At 56.7% G+C, this 16,290-nt stretch carries 16 protein-coding genes; 4 read left to right on the top strand and 12 right to left on the bottom strand.

Annotated features, from left to right (window positions below):
• Window positions 1-91: 91 nt before the first annotated feature.
• The 6 genes from ACR0DX_RS06425 to ACR0DX_RS06450 all read right to left on the bottom strand — a co-directional run bounded on the left by ACR0DX_RS06425 (window position 92) and on the right by ACR0DX_RS06450 (window position 5,802).
• The gene (locus ACR0DX_RS06425) at window positions 92-1,174 is read right to left on the bottom strand and encodes a DUF1513 domain-containing protein (RefSeq protein WP_170353351.1); all 1,083 of its coding nucleotides are present in this window, start codon (window positions 1,172-1,174) and stop codon (window positions 92-94) included.
• 3 nt (window positions 1,175-1,177) lie between these two features.
• Window positions 1,178-2,191 (bottom strand): imelysin family protein, encoded by a 1,014-nt coding sequence (locus tag ACR0DX_RS06430; RefSeq protein WP_480845532.1) that lies wholly within the window; start codon window positions 2,189-2,191, stop codon window positions 1,178-1,180.
• Window positions 2,188-3,729, bottom strand: a complete 1,542-nt coding sequence (locus tag ACR0DX_RS06435; RefSeq protein ID WP_170353349.1) for a di-heme oxidoredictase family protein — start codon at window positions 3,727-3,729, stop codon at window positions 2,188-2,190. Before ACR0DX_RS06435 ends, ACR0DX_RS06430 begins: the two co-directional genes overlap by 4 nt.
• Window positions 3,689-4,174, bottom strand: a complete 486-nt coding sequence (gene bfr, locus ACR0DX_RS06440) for a bacterioferritin (RefSeq protein ID WP_170751522.1) — start codon at window positions 4,172-4,174, stop codon at window positions 3,689-3,691. The genes ACR0DX_RS06435 and bfr overlap by 41 nt, the downstream gene beginning before the upstream one ends.
• Window positions 4,122-4,415: a (2Fe-2S)-binding protein gene (locus ACR0DX_RS06445; protein ID WP_170724151.1), complete on the bottom strand. Its 294-nt coding sequence runs from the start codon at window positions 4,413-4,415 to the stop codon at window positions 4,122-4,124. Before ACR0DX_RS06445 ends, bfr begins: the two co-directional genes overlap by 53 nt.
• A 124-nt stretch (window positions 4,416-4,539) precedes the next feature.
• Window positions 4,540-5,802 (bottom strand): imelysin family protein, encoded by a 1,263-nt coding sequence (locus tag ACR0DX_RS06450; RefSeq protein ID WP_170353347.1) that lies wholly within the window; start codon window positions 5,800-5,802, stop codon window positions 4,540-4,542.
• Window positions 5,803-6,189: 387 nt separating this feature from the next.
• On the opposite strand from ACR0DX_RS06450, the gene ACR0DX_RS06455 reads away from it, so the two are divergent.
• Complete coding sequence (locus tag ACR0DX_RS06455) at window positions 6,190-6,516, top strand: hypothetical protein (RefSeq protein WP_170353346.1); 327 nt, start codon at window positions 6,190-6,192, stop codon at window positions 6,514-6,516.
• A gap of 42 nt (window positions 6,517-6,558) precedes the next feature.
• Here ACR0DX_RS06455 and ACR0DX_RS06460 read toward each other — a convergent pair whose 3' ends face one another.
• From ACR0DX_RS06460 to ACR0DX_RS06480, 5 genes are all read right to left on the bottom strand, one after another.
• Window positions 6,559-7,566 (bottom strand): endonuclease/exonuclease/phosphatase family protein, encoded by a 1,008-nt coding sequence (locus ACR0DX_RS06460; RefSeq protein WP_480845535.1) that lies wholly within the window; start codon window positions 7,564-7,566, stop codon window positions 6,559-6,561.
• The gene (gene ugpC, locus ACR0DX_RS06465) at window positions 7,563-8,609 is read right to left on the bottom strand and encodes a sn-glycerol-3-phosphate ABC transporter ATP-binding protein UgpC (RefSeq protein WP_170353345.1); all 1,047 of its coding nucleotides are present in this window, start codon (window positions 8,607-8,609) and stop codon (window positions 7,563-7,565) included. Before ugpC ends, ACR0DX_RS06460 begins: the two co-directional genes overlap by 4 nt.
• Window positions 8,610-8,620: 11 nt before the next feature.
• Window positions 8,621-9,514 carry an ABC transporter permease subunit gene (locus ACR0DX_RS06470; RefSeq protein WP_170353344.1) on the bottom strand — a complete coding sequence of 298 codons (894 nt, stop codon included), beginning with the start codon at window positions 9,512-9,514 and terminating at the stop codon, window positions 8,621-8,623.
• An 11-nt stretch (window positions 9,515-9,525) separates the two neighbouring features.
• Complete coding sequence (locus ACR0DX_RS06475; RefSeq protein WP_170353343.1) at window positions 9,526-10,407, bottom strand: ABC transporter permease subunit; 882 nt, start codon at window positions 10,405-10,407, stop codon at window positions 9,526-9,528.
• 74 nt (window positions 10,408-10,481) lie between these two features.
• Window positions 10,482-11,786, bottom strand: coding sequence for an extracellular solute-binding protein (locus ACR0DX_RS06480; RefSeq protein ID WP_170353342.1), 1,305 nt, complete (start codon window positions 11,784-11,786; stop codon window positions 10,482-10,484).
• A 218-nt stretch (window positions 11,787-12,004) separates the two neighbouring features.
• Between ACR0DX_RS06480 and ACR0DX_RS06485 the strand changes: the two genes are divergently transcribed.
• Window positions 12,005-13,018, top strand: a complete 1,014-nt coding sequence (locus ACR0DX_RS06485) for a LacI family DNA-binding transcriptional regulator (RefSeq protein WP_480845538.1) — start codon at window positions 12,005-12,007, stop codon at window positions 13,016-13,018.
• Window positions 13,019-13,232: 214 nt separating this feature from the next.
• Here ACR0DX_RS06485 and ACR0DX_RS06490 read toward each other — a convergent pair whose 3' ends face one another.
• Window positions 13,233-13,886: a GntR family transcriptional regulator gene (locus ACR0DX_RS06490; RefSeq protein WP_170353340.1), complete on the bottom strand. Its 654-nt coding sequence runs from the start codon at window positions 13,884-13,886 to the stop codon at window positions 13,233-13,235.
• Between ACR0DX_RS06490 and ACR0DX_RS06495 the strand changes: the two genes are divergently transcribed.
• Both ACR0DX_RS06495 and dctP read left to right on the top strand, forming a co-directional pair.
• Window positions 13,885-15,186, top strand: a complete 1,302-nt coding sequence (locus ACR0DX_RS06495) for a Gfo/Idh/MocA family protein (RefSeq protein ID WP_480602901.1) — start codon at window positions 13,885-13,887, stop codon at window positions 15,184-15,186. The two genes, ACR0DX_RS06490 and ACR0DX_RS06495, sit on opposite strands and share 2 nt — an antisense overlap.
• Window positions 15,187-15,274: 88 nt before the next feature.
• Window positions 15,275-16,285 carry a TRAP transporter substrate-binding protein DctP gene (dctP, locus tag ACR0DX_RS06500; RefSeq protein WP_170353339.1) on the top strand — a complete coding sequence of 337 codons (1,011 nt, stop codon included), beginning with the start codon at window positions 15,275-15,277 and terminating at the stop codon, window positions 16,283-16,285.
• Window positions 16,286-16,290 lie beyond the last annotated feature (5 nt).

The following is a 16,290-nucleotide window of genomic DNA, read 5'->3' on the forward strand; positions in this document are numbered from 1 at the left end:
CTTTGATCCGTGGGGGTGCGGTTTTGCGCTTGCCCATACGGCAGCAGTTTGATTCGTCCAAGTGTAATCTACGTGACGGGGACTGACGAAGTTACGCGCAAGTGCAGACCGGGATCAAGTGATTGTCCCAGTGGCAGTCTGGGTGGGCTGAGATGCGGACTGAGAAGGTGAAGGCTCCGATCTGCCCGGTTCCGGTGGTAAAGACAAATCCCGTGGGGCCGGGGCCGATGCCGCAGACATCCTCAAGAGTGAGAGCGGCGGTCAGCGCGCCGGTAGTGACGTCGAATTGATGCAACGCATTGCCGCGCGGGCATGTGATGGCGACGCTTTGGCCGTCTTTAGTAAAGGCGATGCTGCCGGCGTAGCCCTGAAGCGTGTTCTGGTCGGCCTCTGAGGCGGCCAACAAGCGGGGGTCCTCGCCGCGCTGGTGCAGACCCAGTAGCGGAGGATGCTGCGTCCTGTCCCCCTGCCATTGCATCGCAAACGCCACCAGCCCGTCAGACCGCACCGCCAGATGGCGGATCGAATTCTTGTGCAGCGCTCTTGGCAGCGTGACCTGCTCTAGCACCGTGCCCGCCAAGTCCAGATAGGCCACGCTTGGCTGCATCACGGGTAGGTTCAGCTTGCTGCGCCCCGTCTCGGGGTGGGTTTCGATCCCGCCATTTGCCACGACCAGCGTCTTGCCATCAGGCATCAGGCGCATGTCATGCGGACCAACCCCGCCCGAGGGAAACTCGCCTTGTCGGGAATATGCCGCCGTGTCCCAGACGCCGATCACACCCTTGCCCGCCTCATAGTCGTTTTCGGTAGTGAAGAGTTGCGAGCCATCCGCTGAAAACACGCCGTGGCCATAGAAATGGCGACCTTCGGGTGCTTTCAGCCGCGCAATCTCAGCACCTGCCGCGCAGTCGATGACCACAGCGAAAGTACCTGGTCGTCGGGCAAACGCGACGGCCTGCGCGCGGGATGGGTGGGCAGCTGCAGCATGGCCACGAGCTGGCAGCGGAAGGGAAAACTGAATGTCACCGTCTACTGCTAGCCCGACAAGCCGGTAGGAGTCGTCTGGAAAGAGCGCAGCGGCTAGAAAATCAGGCGCGCCGACAGCTGCCCAACCGCGCATCGGGACGAGACCTGTAGCCACCAGGCCGGCCAGAAAATGACGTCGGTTGGTCATCCGTCAATCCCCGTCCAATGAGTTGAACCCGGCGCTGATACCCAAAGTCGGGCCTAGCCGAGTTGCGGCAATCTGACGGGAATCTTCGATTGACTGCTGCAGAGCCTCGATACGAAGCCGTCCTTGCGGTGACGACACTCTGTCAAGTGTCGGATCATCCAAGGATTGTGCGCGGAGGATTGCTTTTTCGAATGCACGATTGAGATCGGCCGAAATTTCGGGGTGGTTTGCGGATAGATGTTTCGCCAGGTCTTTCAGTGCGATCAAAGATAGCTCTACGTGCCTCAGCGAGCGGCCAGAGCGACGTGCCTCGGCGCGCTTGGGACGGGGTCGATCGAAAGTCCCCATCGGACGCCCCAAACGTGTTTGGGCGGTGAATTCCAGCCCTGTGACCAGCGATTTAAATAACTCTTGCAGGGCTTCGTCATCCGAGCGGTAAGGGCTGTCGGCACCTGGCTGGGACAATGATGGCGCGTAAACTTTCCATTCTTCCGACATGGCGTTGGCATTGCTGTTGATGTCAATCGTGATGGCACGAATGAGCGCGCAACGATAAACCTCGGTACCCTGGTCCGAAAACTGAGGTTCGAAAATCATCTGTTCCAAAGCAAAAAATCCGCGACCGGCGATCGAGGTTTCAGCGAAGAGTTCAGGGGTTTCGACAGCAGTGTCCTCCGAAGCAATCAGCCCGGACAACGCTTTGGCTGTGAACCCCTTGGTGTCGGGCCAGAAAGCCAAAGCAAACGCACGATCGTCCACTTCGGATGGACCAAACCTAAGGTGGCTGGCGGAAATCCATTTGTCGAAAGCAGCGTGATAAGCGGCGCGCAGTTCAGACGATTCAGATGTACAATCGGCCTGCGCTGTTGCGGACAGCACAAAGGTCCCCTCTGACAATTCAGAAAATCTGGGCAGTATGTGTTCTTCAGTCACATCCGCAAGAACTTGCCCACGATCCTGTGCCGACACCACTGCAGGCAGACATATTGATAGGGCCAAAGCGAATTTACGCATCATAGACTCTCTAGAAAGCGGATCAGGGCGTCGCGATCGGGTTTTGGCATGGCAACAACTGTGTCACGAGCGGTCTGTGCTTCCCCTCCGTGCCACAAGATCGCTTCGAGCAGCGAGCGTGCGCGCCCGTCATGCAGAAACTGGGTATGACCCGAAACCTGTTGTGTCAGGCCCACTCCCCACAGAGGAGCAGTGCGCCATTCCCGGCCTGTGGCCCGCGCTTCGGGGCGGTTGTCGGCCAAACCTTCGCCCATATCGTGCAGCAACAGATCGGTGTAGGGCCAGATCAATTGGAAACTGTGCTCGGGGCGGTCTTCCAAGCGGTGAGTCACATATGACGGGGTGTGGCACGACGTGCATCCCGTTTCGTGGAACACCTGTTTTCCGCGGAGAACTTGTGGATCGTCCAAGTTGTGACGCTCGGGCACCCCCAGATTCCTGCTGTAAAAGGTGATCAGGTCCATGCCTTGCTGGTCGATCTCGAAAGTGCGGTCGTCGCCATCGCCATGCGGCGCCTTCACGCAATTCACCTGCAATTCAGTGCAATCGCCGTGGCCAGCAGGATAAAGCGGGCTTGAAATTCCGATATCTCCGGCAAAGGCCGCTGCCGATTGCTCCATGATCGTGGGCATTCCGGCCTTATGGCCAAAGCGGCCCGTCATGGGCTGCGCATATTCTGTGGCCCAAACGATATTGGGTCGCCCGGAAATGCCGTCTCCGTCTGCGTCGTCGGGATCGGCCTTGGCCAGTAGGTCTTCGACCGGAATCGCTTCCAGCAATCCCAAGCCGATCATTTGTGGCGCGACCCGCGGGCTAAGCATGGCCTGAGGGTGTAACGGCCCGTAACCCAGATCTGCGGCGACATATGTCGGCTTGCGCAGCGTGACAGTTTCGCCATCTGCAAGCGTAACGAGGACGTCCTCATATGTGATGTCCAGCCGGTATTCTGCCGGATGGCCGGGCAGTGCCAGATCCTGCATCTGCCCGCCATAGTTTGGTTCAGGTTGCGTGGCGATGTAATCTTCGATCTCGGTAGGGTTGGCCCCGCCGGGGATCGATATGCGCAGGAACATCGACACGGCACTGTCATTCAGCCCATTTGGCGTATGACCGCGCCCGTCTTTGATGTGGCATCGCTGGCACGACCGCGCATTATAGAGCGGGCCCAGCCCATCTGACGCCAATGTCGATGACGGAGTAGAGACCCAGAGCTTTTTGAAAAGCCCATTGCCGACCTTGAAGTCCAGCTCCTGTTCGAACTCCAGATTGCCTGACGGTTGCGAAAACGCGTCCGCATCCGTGCGCAAACGAACAGTCGCCGCCCCTGCGGGCAACTCTTCGAACTGTTGCGGTGCGCTGAAATCTTCAGGCGGGGCGGTCACTTTGGCGATCCGCGCGGCCTCGTCTTCGGTTCTCGGCAGAAAGTTGAGGTGAAGGTCCTGCAATTCGCCGGACAGTGAGGGGGTGGCCGCCAAAGCCGCCACCGCCAAGATCGAAAGTTTACTCGCCTTCGTCCATTTTCGATGCGTTGAGATGCGCATAATTGGCTTCGCCAATCCTTTCATACAGATCAAGCTGCGTTTCGAGGAAGTCGATATGACCCTCTTCGTCGCTGATCAATTCTTCAAACAGGGACATGGTTACGTAGTCCCCGGCTTCGCGGCAGTATTCGCGGGCCTCAACATACAAAGCGCGCGCGTCGTGTTCGGCGGCCAGATCGCATTCCAGCGTTTCTTTGGGCGTTTGTCCGATCCGGAGAGGGTCCAGCTTTTGTAGGTTGGGGTGGCCTTCCAGAAAGATGATCCGTTCGATCAGCTTGTCTGCGTGGCCCATCTCTTCGATGCTTTCCTCGCGGCTTTTCTTGGCCATATGGCCAAGACCCCAATCTTCCTGCAAACGGTAGTGCAACCAATACTGGCTGACCGCTGTCAGCTCATGCCGCAGGGATTTGTTGAGGTATTCGATTACTTTGGGGTCGCCCTTCATCTGCACTCTCCTGTGATACTTCGCTGCGCAACGCGCGAAGTTGCATGGGGACTTCCAGCTTATCGCTGGAACGCATCGTGTCTAGGAAAAGTGGCATGCATCCGCCACAATCCGCTGATTTTCCAAGGGCATGATAGATTTTGCCCGGGGTGATCACTGCATGGGGGTCCGACGCGCGCATCCAGTCGATCGCGGCATGGATTTCGGTGTCCGAGATGTTCGTGCAATGGCAAACGATCATGGCAAGGTGCCTTAGGCTGCTAATCTGACTATAATAGTTGGTTAATTGACAGAAGTCCTGCGTCATACTGTCATTCAGCTCTCAAAAGCCCGAGAGGCGGCGGTGAGCCGCCTCTCGGCCAAGGTCACTGAAATACTGCGTTCGGGTTATCCAGACTGTCCGAACCTTCGATGCTGATCTGATCCAGCTCCAGCGTCGTAACGATCCGTTCGATCGTTTTGGTCTGGTCGACCAGACCGTTCACGCCGCCCATGATCAAGGCTTCGCCACCTTCGTTGCCGCGTTCCAGCATCTGGTCATAGGCAAAACCGGCTTCAGCAGTCGATTTGATCAGGCCCAATACCTGCATGGTGTTGGCCAGCTTAACCTTCATCTCGGCGTCCAGCGCCGGGTCGGTAGCGGTGACCAGATCAGACAGTGACGCGCCCGAGATCGGCGTTCCATCGATCCGGGTGTAGCTGCCCAGATAAACGTTCTGGATGCCCAAGCCGTCGTAATAGTGGCTGTTATGGGTGTTGTCAGAAAAACAATCATGCTCTTCTTCCGGGTCATTCAGCATCAGGCCAAGACGCATCCGCTCGCCCGCCTGTTCGCCATAAGACAGCGAACCCATACCAGTTAGAATTGCGCTGACACCTGCAGCTTCGTTTTCGGTCAAAGCAACGCGCGCATCACCACCTTCGGCCCACTGGGTTGCCATCCACTCCAGATCGCTGACCAACAGATCGGTGGCTGCGCTTAGGTATTGACCGCGTCGGTCGCAATGTCCGCCGGTGCAGTCGTCACCTTGGGCATAATCGGTCCACGGACGGTCACCTGCGCCAGCATCATGGCCGTTCAGGTCCTGACCCCACAAAAGAAACTCGATCGCGTGGTAGCCAGTGGCCACGTTTGCCTCGATCCCGTCTGCTTCGTGCAGGGTTTCGGCCAGCAATTCAGGTGTGATTTCCGATGCGTCGATTGTTTCGCCCGACAGCGTAAAGCTTGGGTTGGCGATGACGTTCAGTGCTGCAAGCTCGTTTTCATCGGACGGCCCGCCGTAGGCGGCATCGACATAGTCGATCAGACCTTCGTCCAGAGGCCACGCGTTCACCTTGCCTTCCCAGTCATCAACAATCGCGTTGCCAAAGCGGTAGACCTCGGTCTGTTGATAGGGAACACGGGCGCCGATCCATGCCGCGCGGGCAGTGTTCAGTGTTGCATCTGACGGGTTGGCAATCAGCGCGTTCACTGCAGATTGCAACGTCTGGGCTGCAATCAGGCTGTCTTGGTACTTGGCTTCGGCAATATTGGCGTAATTGGTCAGAACATCAGTTTTCGCAGGGGCAGCGACCGCAGAAACGGCGCAAAGTGTCAGGGCGCTTGTGGTTGCAATCAATCTGGTCATTGGGGGCAGGTCTTTCATCTCAGAAATTCAGGTCCGGCGCCACGAAAGCGTCGGCTACCTGATAACTGAGTGAATTAGTCAATTATGTCAACCTGAGTTTTACTGTCAGGTATTTGGGTGTGGAGACTTCCCCAAATATAGTGGGCTTCCATCTTCAAGGCCGCACCTGTAGGAGGTACTACCAGTTTAAGTTAAAGTTAGTTGATTGGTTTTTTTGTGCGTAGGATTTGTTTTTCGACTGTTTTCGCGGCACTGTCGTTTTTATTTGTCAGCCAAGCTGGTCCGGCAACAGCGTGGCGCGATAGAGAGCCGAGTGGTGAAGCGGTTCACTCTGGTTCCCGCCTTCTGATATCCATAACAGTCGCCACTTTTGACGTGTTAGGCGACGTGTCCGCCAGTGGGATTGCAGACGACAACGCGCTGATCGCTCGGGCGATCTCGGAATTGTCAGACCCTTATGGATTTTTGGGCCTTCCGGTCGAGGCCGAGTGTTCAGTAACGTCTGCGCGTGTGGTTCTTTCGGGTCACGGGCTAGGTCGCGGGACCTTGGTGGCCGGTGATGTTTTGGATTTGAAGTTCGAAGCGAAATATGAAGTTGCGTGTCAGGATGCAGCTGTGTTGAAGCGCCTTGGGGAAACTCTTACCCCTTTTGCCAACGTTAAAGGTTTCAGCATCCATATGGCAGATGCGGGTCTATCCTTGCAAAGCTCCTGAAGTGCGGGGCCAAGCTGGGCGTCAGGAATTACTTCGCCCGGCTCAGTCTTTAAAGGTAATGCGACTCCAGACGCAGTCATGATCCGAGAGTGGCTTTCCATCTTTTGATATGGACGTCACGATACCTGTCTCTAACGGGGTCAGTTTCCGACCAGCCAGCCAGTCCAGTTTCATCTGACGTTCGGGATGCGGCGTGATAAGGCTGGGGCGTGTGGTGAAACCCGGCGCGGTGAAACCCCAATCATAGCCCTGAGATTCGGCCAATCCGAACAGGGTTTCGTCCCTCCAATCAAAGGCGGGGGGTATATGATTGCCGGTGTTCAGGTCGCCTCCGATCAGAACGGGCAGACCGGGCGCGAATTCGTCTATAGCTCGCAACAGCTTCTGGAATTGACCGAAACGATGCGCAGCATCGGCATTGCTTTCCAGATGTGTGGACACCAGGCATACAAGCCCACGGTCGGTTGGAACCACGGCAGCGATCGCCATGCGACCTCCGATTCTTGGCTGCTCGGGGTCAGCAGCACCGGAATCGGTGCAGAACCAGTGTCCGTGATCGTCCAGTCGGATCAGCGCCGTACGTTCGAACGGAACCGAAGACAAGATCGCGTTGCCATGCCAACCGAGAGAATTGCTAGCATCCGTGCAATAGGCGCGTTCGGTTGCCCCGCCCAAGCCAAGCTCGTGAAACTCGACCCCGAAAGCATAAGTCATGCCAAGTGCGCTTGCCATCACCTCGGTCGTGTGCCGTTGCGCCGTGCGGGCCATGCCGTGGTCCACTTCGGACAACAGAACGACATCAGGAGAGACACTTTGCAGATGCGCGGCCGTCTCTTCCGGAAACAAACAGCGCTCAACGTTCCAGGCGGCGACCGTGAATTCTGACGGCAACTGGTCTGCCTTAGGTGTTCCACCGACCTGGACAGCATTCAATGCCGGAAGATCACCAAGCAAATGACGGTGTGTTTGCGCCGTGCGATCCGCCGACAGGATTGTAGCTCGCTGGTTCGGTGAAACCGCAGGTAGCGTCGCAAGGGTTTGAGTAATCACAGTCGCAGCCCCGTGTCCTTGTCGAACAGGCGCAGTGCTTCGGGCTTCAACTTGATCCGTGTTTCACCTGTGTGGGCTGTATCTTCTTTACCAATCATGACCGAGAACGGCTGGTCATCGATCCGCCCATGCAGCAGGCGATGAGCGCCCAATTCCTCAAGAATATCAACGTGAAACTTCACCTGGCCCTGGTCGTCCAGATCTACATCTTCGGGGCGTATGCCCATTGTGATCGGGCCGCTAAGCGCCTCAGGGGCGACCATTAACCCGTCATACCGATTTATTTTGACCTGTTTCTGATCGATTTCAGCCCGGATCAGGTTCATCGGTGGTGCCCCCATGAACGAGGCCACGAAGGTCGAGGCGGGGTTGTGGTAGATTTCCGACGGCGTGCCGATCTGTTCGATCCGGCCCGCGTTCAGGACGATGATCCGGTCTGCCATCGTCATCGCCTCGACCTGATCATGGGTCACGTAGACGGCTGTGGTGCCAAGGCGGCGTTGCAGGGCCTTAATCTCGATCCGCATCTGGTTGCGCAGCTTAGCGTCGAGGTTCGACAACGGTTCATCAAACAAGAACAGCGCCGGGTCACGCACTACGGCACGGCCCATGGCGACGCGCTGACGCTGACCGCCCGACAGCTGCGCTGGTTTGCGGTCCAGATACTCGGTCAGGTTCAGCATCCGGGCTGCGTCTTCGACCTTGGCCGCGATCTCGGAGGCCGGGGTGCCGCGATTCTTGAGGCCATAGCCGATATTCTTGCGCACCGTCATATGCGGATATAGCGCATAGTTCTGGAACACCATCGCGATGTCCCGGTCCGCCGGATCCACGTCATTGACCACCCGGTCGCCGATTTTCAGCGTACCTTCTGTGATTTCCTCCAACCCCGCGATCATCCGCAGCAGGGTGGATTTGCCACAGCCCGAGGGGCCGACCAGCACGACAAACTCGCCGTCCTGAATGGTGAAGCTTGTGGTCTGAACCGCCTGAAAGCCGTTGGGATAGACCTTGCGGATGCCCTCTAATGAAACCTGAGCCATGCGCGTGTTCCTTATTTGTCGGATTCTGTGAGGCCCTTAACGAACCAGTTTTGGAAAAAGACGACGATCGCCACGGGTGGGATCATCGCGACAATGGCCAGCGCCAATGCCTGCCCGTGTTCTGGGATCTGACTATCTGTGTAGGACAGCACGATCTGTTTGATGCCCCGGACCAGGGTGAAAAAGCTCTCATCCGTCGTGATCAGTGTCGGCCACAGATATTGGTTCCAGCCAAAGACAAACATGATGATGAAGATCGCAGCGATCATCGTTCGGCTAAGCGGCACGAGGATATCGACAAAGAACTTCCACGGGCCCGCGCCGTCGATCCGGGCGGCCTCGGCCAGCTCCTCAGGGACGGACATGAAGAACTGCCGGAAGAAGAACGTGCCCGTGGCCGAGGCGATCAGCGGCACGATCAGCCCGGTATAGGTGTTGGTCAGGCCCAGTTTCTGGATCGCCTCGTATGAGGGCAGGATGCGCACCTCAAGCGGCAGCAGCAGGGTGGTGAAGATCACCCAGAAGGCCAGCGTTGCAAAGCGCAGGCGGAAATAGACGATGGCATAGGCCGCCATCATCGAGATGATAATCTTGCCCACCGCAAAGCCAATGCCCAGAATGAACGAGTTCATCAGCATCAGCATCCCGTCGACCGTTTGGGTAAAGCCGCCCTTTTCGAACATGGCGGCATGGAAGTTCTTGCCCAGATCGTCGCCCAGCGTCAGCTGCAACCCCTCGCGGTGGATCGTTACCGCATCGTGGCTGGCCGTGGTCAGCGCCAGCAGCGGTGGTATCATCATCAGCAAAGCGCCTAGGATCAGGACGGTGTGATCGCCGATCGCTCCCCATTTGATGCGGCGGGGACGGTGGGTTTCAACGGGAGTTTCGAGTGTTGTCTCAGCCATGTCCAAAGCCCTTACGTATAGTGAATCCGGCGTTCCACCAGCCGGAACTGAAACACGGTCAGCAAAAGAACCAGCACCATCAGGATGACCGATTGCGCCGATGATCCGCCCAGGTCGTTGCCTCGAAAGCCGTCCAGATAAACCTTGTAGACCAGCGTCATCGGGTTGTTGCCCGGCTCGCCCTTCATCAATGCATCGATGATGCCGAACGTGTCGAACAGGGCGTAGGTGATGTTGATGATCAGCAAGAAAAATGCGGTGGGGGCCAGCAGCGGGAAGGTCACCTGCCAGAACCGTCCGGTGGCGGATCGGTTGTCGATCATCGCGGCCTCGCGCACCGATCGGGGGATGGATTGCAGGCCCGAGAGGAAGAAGATGAAGTTCACCGGGATCTGCTTCCACACGGCCACGATGACCATGGCGGTTGCAGTTGCGTTGTAGTCCACGCCCAGTTTGAAATCCCACCCGAACATCTGAAAGAACTTGGTCAGCGGTCCGGTGCTTTGATCAAAGAACAAGATACCCATGAAGCCGGCAACGGGCGGCGCGATGGCATAAACCCACATCAGCAGCGTGCGATATGTCTTGGCGCCTCGGATTACCTTGTCTGCCTTCACAGCCAGCAACAGCGCGATGGCCAGAGAGAAGAACGTCACCAGAACCGAGTAGATGATCGTAAATCCGGCGACACGCTTGTACTGGTCGTTGCCCACAAGCGACGTGTAGTTCTCGCCACCCACAAAGGTCGAGCCAAACCCGAAAGGGTCCTGCAGATAGAATGACGATTGCAGTGCCCAGCCCGCAGGCCAGTAGAAAAAGATGGCGATGATCATTAACTGCGGCAGCAGTAGCGCCACAGGCAGCCAGATATTGTCGAAGCCCGCACGTTTCATTGAGTGGTCCAGTAAGAAAAAGAGCGATGGCCGCGCCGTGACAGCGCGACCATCCCTGGGGGTGATACGGGTGCTTAGCCCTGGGTCTTGGCGAAGCGGGCCAGCAGTTCGTTGGCTTCCTCTTCGATGGTTTTGAACGCGGTTTCCACGTCAGTCTCACCTGTCAGGATACGGCCATATTCGCGGTTCATGATGTCGCGGATCTGAACGTAAAAGCCCATGCGGTAACCCTTGGTGTTGTCGCCCGCCTTGTCTTGTAGCTGGTTGACGCCAACTTCGGCAGCCGGGTAACGGTCATAGTGGCCGTCTTTCTTGGCAACTTCATAAGCGGCCTCGGTGATCGGCACGTAACCGGTTTCCTGATGCCAGAAATACTGGGTTTCAGGCGCGGTCAGGAAGCGGAAGAATTCGGCCGTGGCTTTGTTCTCCTCGTCCGATTGGCCGGACATGGCAAACAGAGCGGCACCACCGATGAAGGTCTGTGTGGGCTCGGCGGTCACTGCTTCCCAATAGGGCAACTCGGTCGCGCTGAATTCGAACGGCAGATCTTTCTGCAGCAGGCCGCCGAACGAGCCCGAAGAACCCAGCCACATGGCAACTTTGCCTTCCTCGAACGGCTTGGCGTTGTCGCCCCAGCCGGTGCCGTACCATTCGAACAGACCGTCGTCTTTCCACTCGGACACAGCGGTGAAATGCGCTTTGATCGCGTCGTTGTTCACCAAAATCTGCGTGTCGGTGCCGTCATAGCCGTTGTTGTTGGTCGCAAACGGCAGGTTGTGGCGCGACATGAAGTTTTCGGTGAAGATCCAGGGCAGGTGCGACTGGCTTAGCGCGATGTAGCCTGCGTCTTTCAGCGCGGGGGCGGTTGTCGCTTGGAACTCTTCCCAGGTTTTCGGCGGGGTAACGCCTGCCGCTTCCAGCGCGTCCACGTTGTAGTACAGGATCGGCGTGGAAGAGTTGAAGGGCATGCCGATCATCTTGCCGTCGCTGTCGGCATAGAAATAACGCACACCGGCGATATAGTCGTTGATGTCGAAGTCGACGCCATTGTTGGCCAGAAGGTCCTGAACCGGGATGGTTGCGCCCTTGGCTCCGATTACGGTCGCGGCACCGGCGTCGAACACCTGCATGACGTTGGGCTGTTCGCCCGCGCGGAAGGCGGCGATACCTGCGGTCAGGGTTTCTTCGTAGCTGCCTTTATAGACCGGAGTGATCTTGTATTCGTCTTGCGAGGCGTTGAAATCCTCGGCCAGTTTATTGACGGTTTCGCCCAGCTGGCCGCCCATGGCGTGCCACCATGTGATCTCGGTTTCGGCAAAGGCCGCGGTCGCGGAAAACGCGACAGCCGCAGCGGTTGCGCAGAATGTCAGGTTGGTCATGTCTCTCTCCGGTTTGGTGGTTGCCGCGCTTGCGGCCAACACACCAGTTCGCGGGGCTGGTGCCCCTTGCAGCATAAAAAAGCAGAGCAAACGGACACGGTCCGCTTGCGAATGCACAGTGTGTGCACACGTGGTCACATACGCAGTTCCTGTGACAGTTCGGTGAAAGATTTATTGCAATATTGACAAATTATATGGAAACGGAGGACAGCTTGGGGGTGGCTGACGACAACAGTAAACCTGCCGAAAGGCCCCGCCGTGTAACGGCGCAAACCGTCGCTGACGCCGCCGGGGTTTCGCGGTCTGCCGTGTCGCGCGCGTTTACTCCGGGCGCGTATCTTGATGCGGGTAAGCGGCGGAAAATTCAAGAAATTGCGACACATATGGGGTATCAACCAAATGCGTTGGCCGCAGGGTTGAAGGGCGGACGCTCGCATCTTGTGGCGGTGTTTATTGGCAATATGCGCAGCGCGTATGACTCGGAATTCGTGCATCGCTTGGTCGGTCGATTGAATGCTTTGAACAAGTGGCCGGTCCTGATTGATGGCGAAGATGATCGGGCCGGCTCCGCCATCGACCAGGTGCTCCGCTACCCGCTGGACGCTTTGATTCTGCGCGGCGGCAGTATGCCTGAGTCGTTAGTGACGCAATGCAGTAAATTCGGCGTCCCAATGATCTCATCAGGGCGCATCGTAGATGCATTGGGCGTAGACAATGTATGCTGCAGAAACGCGCGAGGTATGCAGATAGCGACTCGGGTTTTGGTTGATCGCGGTCGTCAACGATTTGGCTATATCGCGGGCGCAACAGGGTTTGGGTCCTCCGCTGACCGCAAAGCTGGCGTGATGCAAGCGCTGGGGGATGCCGGTCTTTCTTTGGTGGCAGAAGAGGTCGGAGAGTTCACAGTTGAAGCAGGATACCGTGCAGCGATGAGGATGCTTGAAGCCCACCAGCTGGACACGTTGATTTGCGCCAATGACGCAAGCGCCATCGGTGCCCTGACAGCGGCGCGAGAACTTGGCTTGGATGTTCCGGGATCTTTATCGATTGTAGGCTTCGATGACATTGAAATGGCGGGCTGGCCTATGTTTAATCTCAGCACAGTAAACAATCCAATTGACGAGGCTGTCGAGCAGGTCATCTGGCTGCTAGAGCGGCGTCTCGCCGACCCGGCAAAAGAAAGTGAGACAGTGTTGATTGACCCCTTCTTCGTTCCGCGCGGGACACACTGAAACGTGTGGGAAGAAATGGTAGCGGAGGTCCGTCTTGGACACAAACCCCACACATTAACACTCTGTAAAATATGCGTGCCGTGACCTTCAAGGGGTAAGCCGAAAGGTCAATTGTCGTAGCGGTGCCCTGACTGGCGAATTCGATCAAAAGAAATTCGCCTTCACCGGGGTGCTCTGCGTTGAAGGCTGTCGCTATTGCGGCAAGGGGAACGTCTTACATAGCCTCCAAGGTATGCTGGAGGCCATTTCGAATGTGATCTTCCAACAGCCTCTTCGCCGTGTCGGCGTCTCTGGCCAGCGCGGCATCGAACATGCCCTTGTGCTCCTTGACCGCCTCTTCGCCGCGATAAGTCAGCACAAGCATCTGATACCGCAAGTACTTGTCGTAGATGATGGAGTGCAGAGACAGAAGGTTTTTGGAGTTGCAGGCCGCGATCATCGCTTGGTGAAACTCCCAATCATATCGTTTCCAGGTTTCTTTCTCGGACTCGTCGCCCTTGAGAAGCTGCTGTTCCATCAGGTGCAGTTTGTGGTGTGCGGCAACGAGGTTGCCTTCCCAATCCGTGTCGCCATTCGCAATGGACAATTCCAACGCGTGGCATTCCAACAGGACCCGCAGCTCTGAAATCTCGGTCAGGTCTTCTCGTGAAACTGGTGTGACCAGGAAACCCCGTTGCTCGGGAGCTTCGACAAATCCGTCGCTGGCGAGCCTGTTCAGCGTTTCACGAAGTGTCGAAAGGCTTGCCGAGTAGCGTTCCTTCAAGGCGTCCAGCTTCAGTTTGGAGCCGGGTTGCAGCTCCCCGAAGATGATATCCCGCTTGATGCGCTGATAGGTGCTTGCACCTATCGTAGACGGCTGTTTCGCCATGCGTTTCACCCGATATTATCAGTTTCCTCGTTCAATTAGCATTTTTCAGAGACATCAGCAATCCAAACTGATGTATGGTAAAAATAAAAATATCATACATTATTGCGGAATCGCGAAAACCCCAATACGGTCGTGGCCAAGTTGGGCAAAGCAGCCCGATCGCAATCATCGGTTTCGGGATTTTCCGGACCCTCCGGAAGGAAGCAAAGTGTCTAAGAACTTTCGCATTGCCATTGTCGGCATTGGCCTTGTTGGACGCCGCCACGCAGACGCTATACGAGCGTTGCGCCATGTTGATCTCGTCGCGGTGGTCGACCCCAGCGATGAAGGTCGTGCTTACGCCGTTGAGCATGGGGTCGCATGTTTCGAAACCCTCGAGGAAATGTTTGCAAATCAGACGCCGGACGGAGCTGTTCTTGCGACCCCGACCACGCTTCATGTTGAACAAGGCCTCACGTGTGTTCGACATGGTTGTCCCCTTCTTGTCGAAAAACCGATCGCCGTGGAAGCCACCGCTGCACTTGAGCTTGTTCAAGCAGCGGAGAAGGCCAATGTGCCACTGATGGTCGGACATCATCGTCGACACAATCCTCTGATCCGGTCGGCTAAGGAAGCCATTGTCGGCGGGAAGATTGGCGATGTGCGCGCTGTCCATGCGAATTGCTGGTTCTATAAGCCAGACGAGTATTTTGATGCTGCGCCCTGGCGAAAGAAACCAGGTGCAGGGCCCATCTCAGTCAATCTGGTCCACGACGTCGATCTTCTGCGGTATTTGGCCGGAGAAGTCGTGACCGTTCAGGCTCAGTCGGCTGCATCGCAGCGGGGCTACGACAACGAAGATGTTGCCGGTGCTCTGTTGACGTTCGAAAGCGGAGCGATAGGGACCATAAGTGTGTCCGACAGCATCGTTGCTCCATGGAGCTGGGAGATGACGTCTCAGGAATATCCAATCTATCCTTCAACCACTGAGAGTAGCTACATGATAGGTGGCTCTCATGGTTCGTTGTCCGTTCCCGATCTTCGATTGTGGAGTTACCAGAGTGAGCAAAGGGACTGGTGGACGCCAATCTCATCAACCGCGCTGAAGAAGGGTGCCTCTGACCCTCTGGTCAATCAGCTTAGGCACTTTGTTGAAGTAGCTCGGCACGAAGCAGATCCGATTGTGTCTGGATGGGAAGGTTTTAGAACGCTTCAAGTTATTGAAGCTATTCAGAATTCCTGCAGGGCTGGCGAGACTGTTAGGATAAGAAGCCTTCAGGAAACGCAGCAGCAGAGATTGCAGGTAATGAAAAATATCTGATATTTTGTAAAAAATCTTGCAAAATGTCCAAAATAGGTCAAAACTCAGAATCGGAATAATGCATCATGATGTCTCAGGGAGGAGCAAAGTGATTACCAAACTTACCCGCCGGGCTGCTGTATCAGCCCTGGTTGCAACCGGTGTCCTGTTTAGCGCAACAAGCGGTGCGTTGGCGGAAGACAAAGTGCAACTTCGCCTCGCCACATCAGGATCGGAGACCGACCAGCGCTCGGTCGCTATGGCCGAGGTTTTCGCGCCCATGGTCGCTGATTTCGCAAGTTATGAGCCCAGCTATAACGGCACCATTTTCGCTCAGGGTACTGAGCTGGATGCCATCAGCCGGGGTAACCTGGAAATGTCGATTACCTCGGCGCAGGAACTGGCACAGTTCTTCCCCGAGTTTTCGATCTTTACCGCAGGCTATGTCCACCAGGACGCCGCGCATCAGGTGGCTGTCTTCAATGATCCCTTGATGGATGCCTTCAAGCAAAAAGCCGAAGAAGAGCTGGGCGTCAAACTGCTGTCGGTCATGTATCTGGGCCGTCGTCAGGTGAACCTGCGCCAACCCAAGGATGAACTGACCGTCAGCACTCCGGCTGATCTGGAAGGTGTGAACCTGCGGATGCCGGGCACAGATGCGTGGCAGTTCCTTGGCAAAGCGCTGGGTGCCGCCCCGACACCAATGGCGTTCTCAGAGGTTTACACAGCTCTGTCGACCGGTGCCGTTGACGGTCAGGACAACCCATTGCCGACCGTGGTTGATGCCAAGTTTTACGAAGTGACCAATCAGATCATCCTGACATCGCACTTGGTCGACTTGAACTATATCGCCATCGGCAAAGAGGTTTGGGACGGGCTGACACCGGAACAGCAAGCCAAGGTTCAGGAAGCTGCGGACGCAGCAGCTGAATCAGGCCGCCAGAAGCAGCTTCAGAAAGAAGAGGACCTTGTCAGTTTCCTAAAAGAGCAGGGCATGGAGGTCTACGAGCCCGACCTGGCGGCGTTCCGCGATCGGGTACAGTCGATGTATCTGGACAGCGAGTTCGCCGGATCATGGCCGGACGGCGTTCTGGAGCAGATCAACGCCCTGGGCAACTAAGTTCG

The sequence above is a fragment of the Ruegeria sp. D3 genome, from assembly GCF_056534465.1.

Coding starts and splice junctions, on each gene's coding strand:
- ACR0DX_RS06425 (WP_170353351.1), bottom strand. CDS start 1,174: ATGACCAACCGACGTCATTTTCTGGCCGGCCTGGTGGCTACAGGTCTC.
- ACR0DX_RS06430 (WP_480845532.1), bottom strand. CDS start 2,191: ATGATGCGTAAATTCGCTTTGGCCCTATCAATATGTCTGCCTGCAGTG.
- ACR0DX_RS06435 (WP_170353349.1), bottom strand. CDS start 3,729: ATGCGCATCTCAACGCATCGAAAATGGACGAAGGCGAGTAAACTTTCG.
- bfr (WP_170751522.1), bottom strand. CDS start 4,174: ATGAAGGGCGACCCCAAAGTAATCGAATACCTCAACAAATCCCTGCGG.
- ACR0DX_RS06445 (WP_170724151.1), bottom strand. CDS start 4,415: ATGATCGTTTGCCATTGCACGAACATCTCGGACACCGAAATCCATGCC.
- ACR0DX_RS06450 (WP_170353347.1), bottom strand. CDS start 5,802: ATGACCAGATTGATTGCAACCACAAGCGCCCTGACACTTTGCGCCGTT.
- ugpC (WP_170353345.1), bottom strand. CDS start 8,609: ATGGCTCAGGTTTCATTAGAGGGCATCCGCAAGGTCTATCCCAACGGC.
- ACR0DX_RS06470 (WP_170353344.1), bottom strand. CDS start 9,514: ATGGCTGAGACAACACTCGAAACTCCCGTTGAAACCCACCGTCCCCGC.
- ACR0DX_RS06475 (WP_170353343.1), bottom strand. CDS start 10,407: ATGAAACGTGCGGGCTTCGACAATATCTGGCTGCCTGTGGCGCTACTG.
- ACR0DX_RS06480 (WP_170353342.1), bottom strand. CDS start 11,786: ATGACCAACCTGACATTCTGCGCAACCGCTGCGGCTGTCGCGTTTTCC.
- ACR0DX_RS06495 (WP_480602901.1), top strand. CDS start 13,885: ATGCGTTTCACCCGATATTATCAGTTTCCTCGTTCAATTAGCATTTTT.
- ACR0DX_RS06490 (WP_170353340.1), bottom strand. CDS start 13,886: ATGGCGAAACAGCCGTCTACGATAGGTGCAAGCACCTATCAGCGCATC.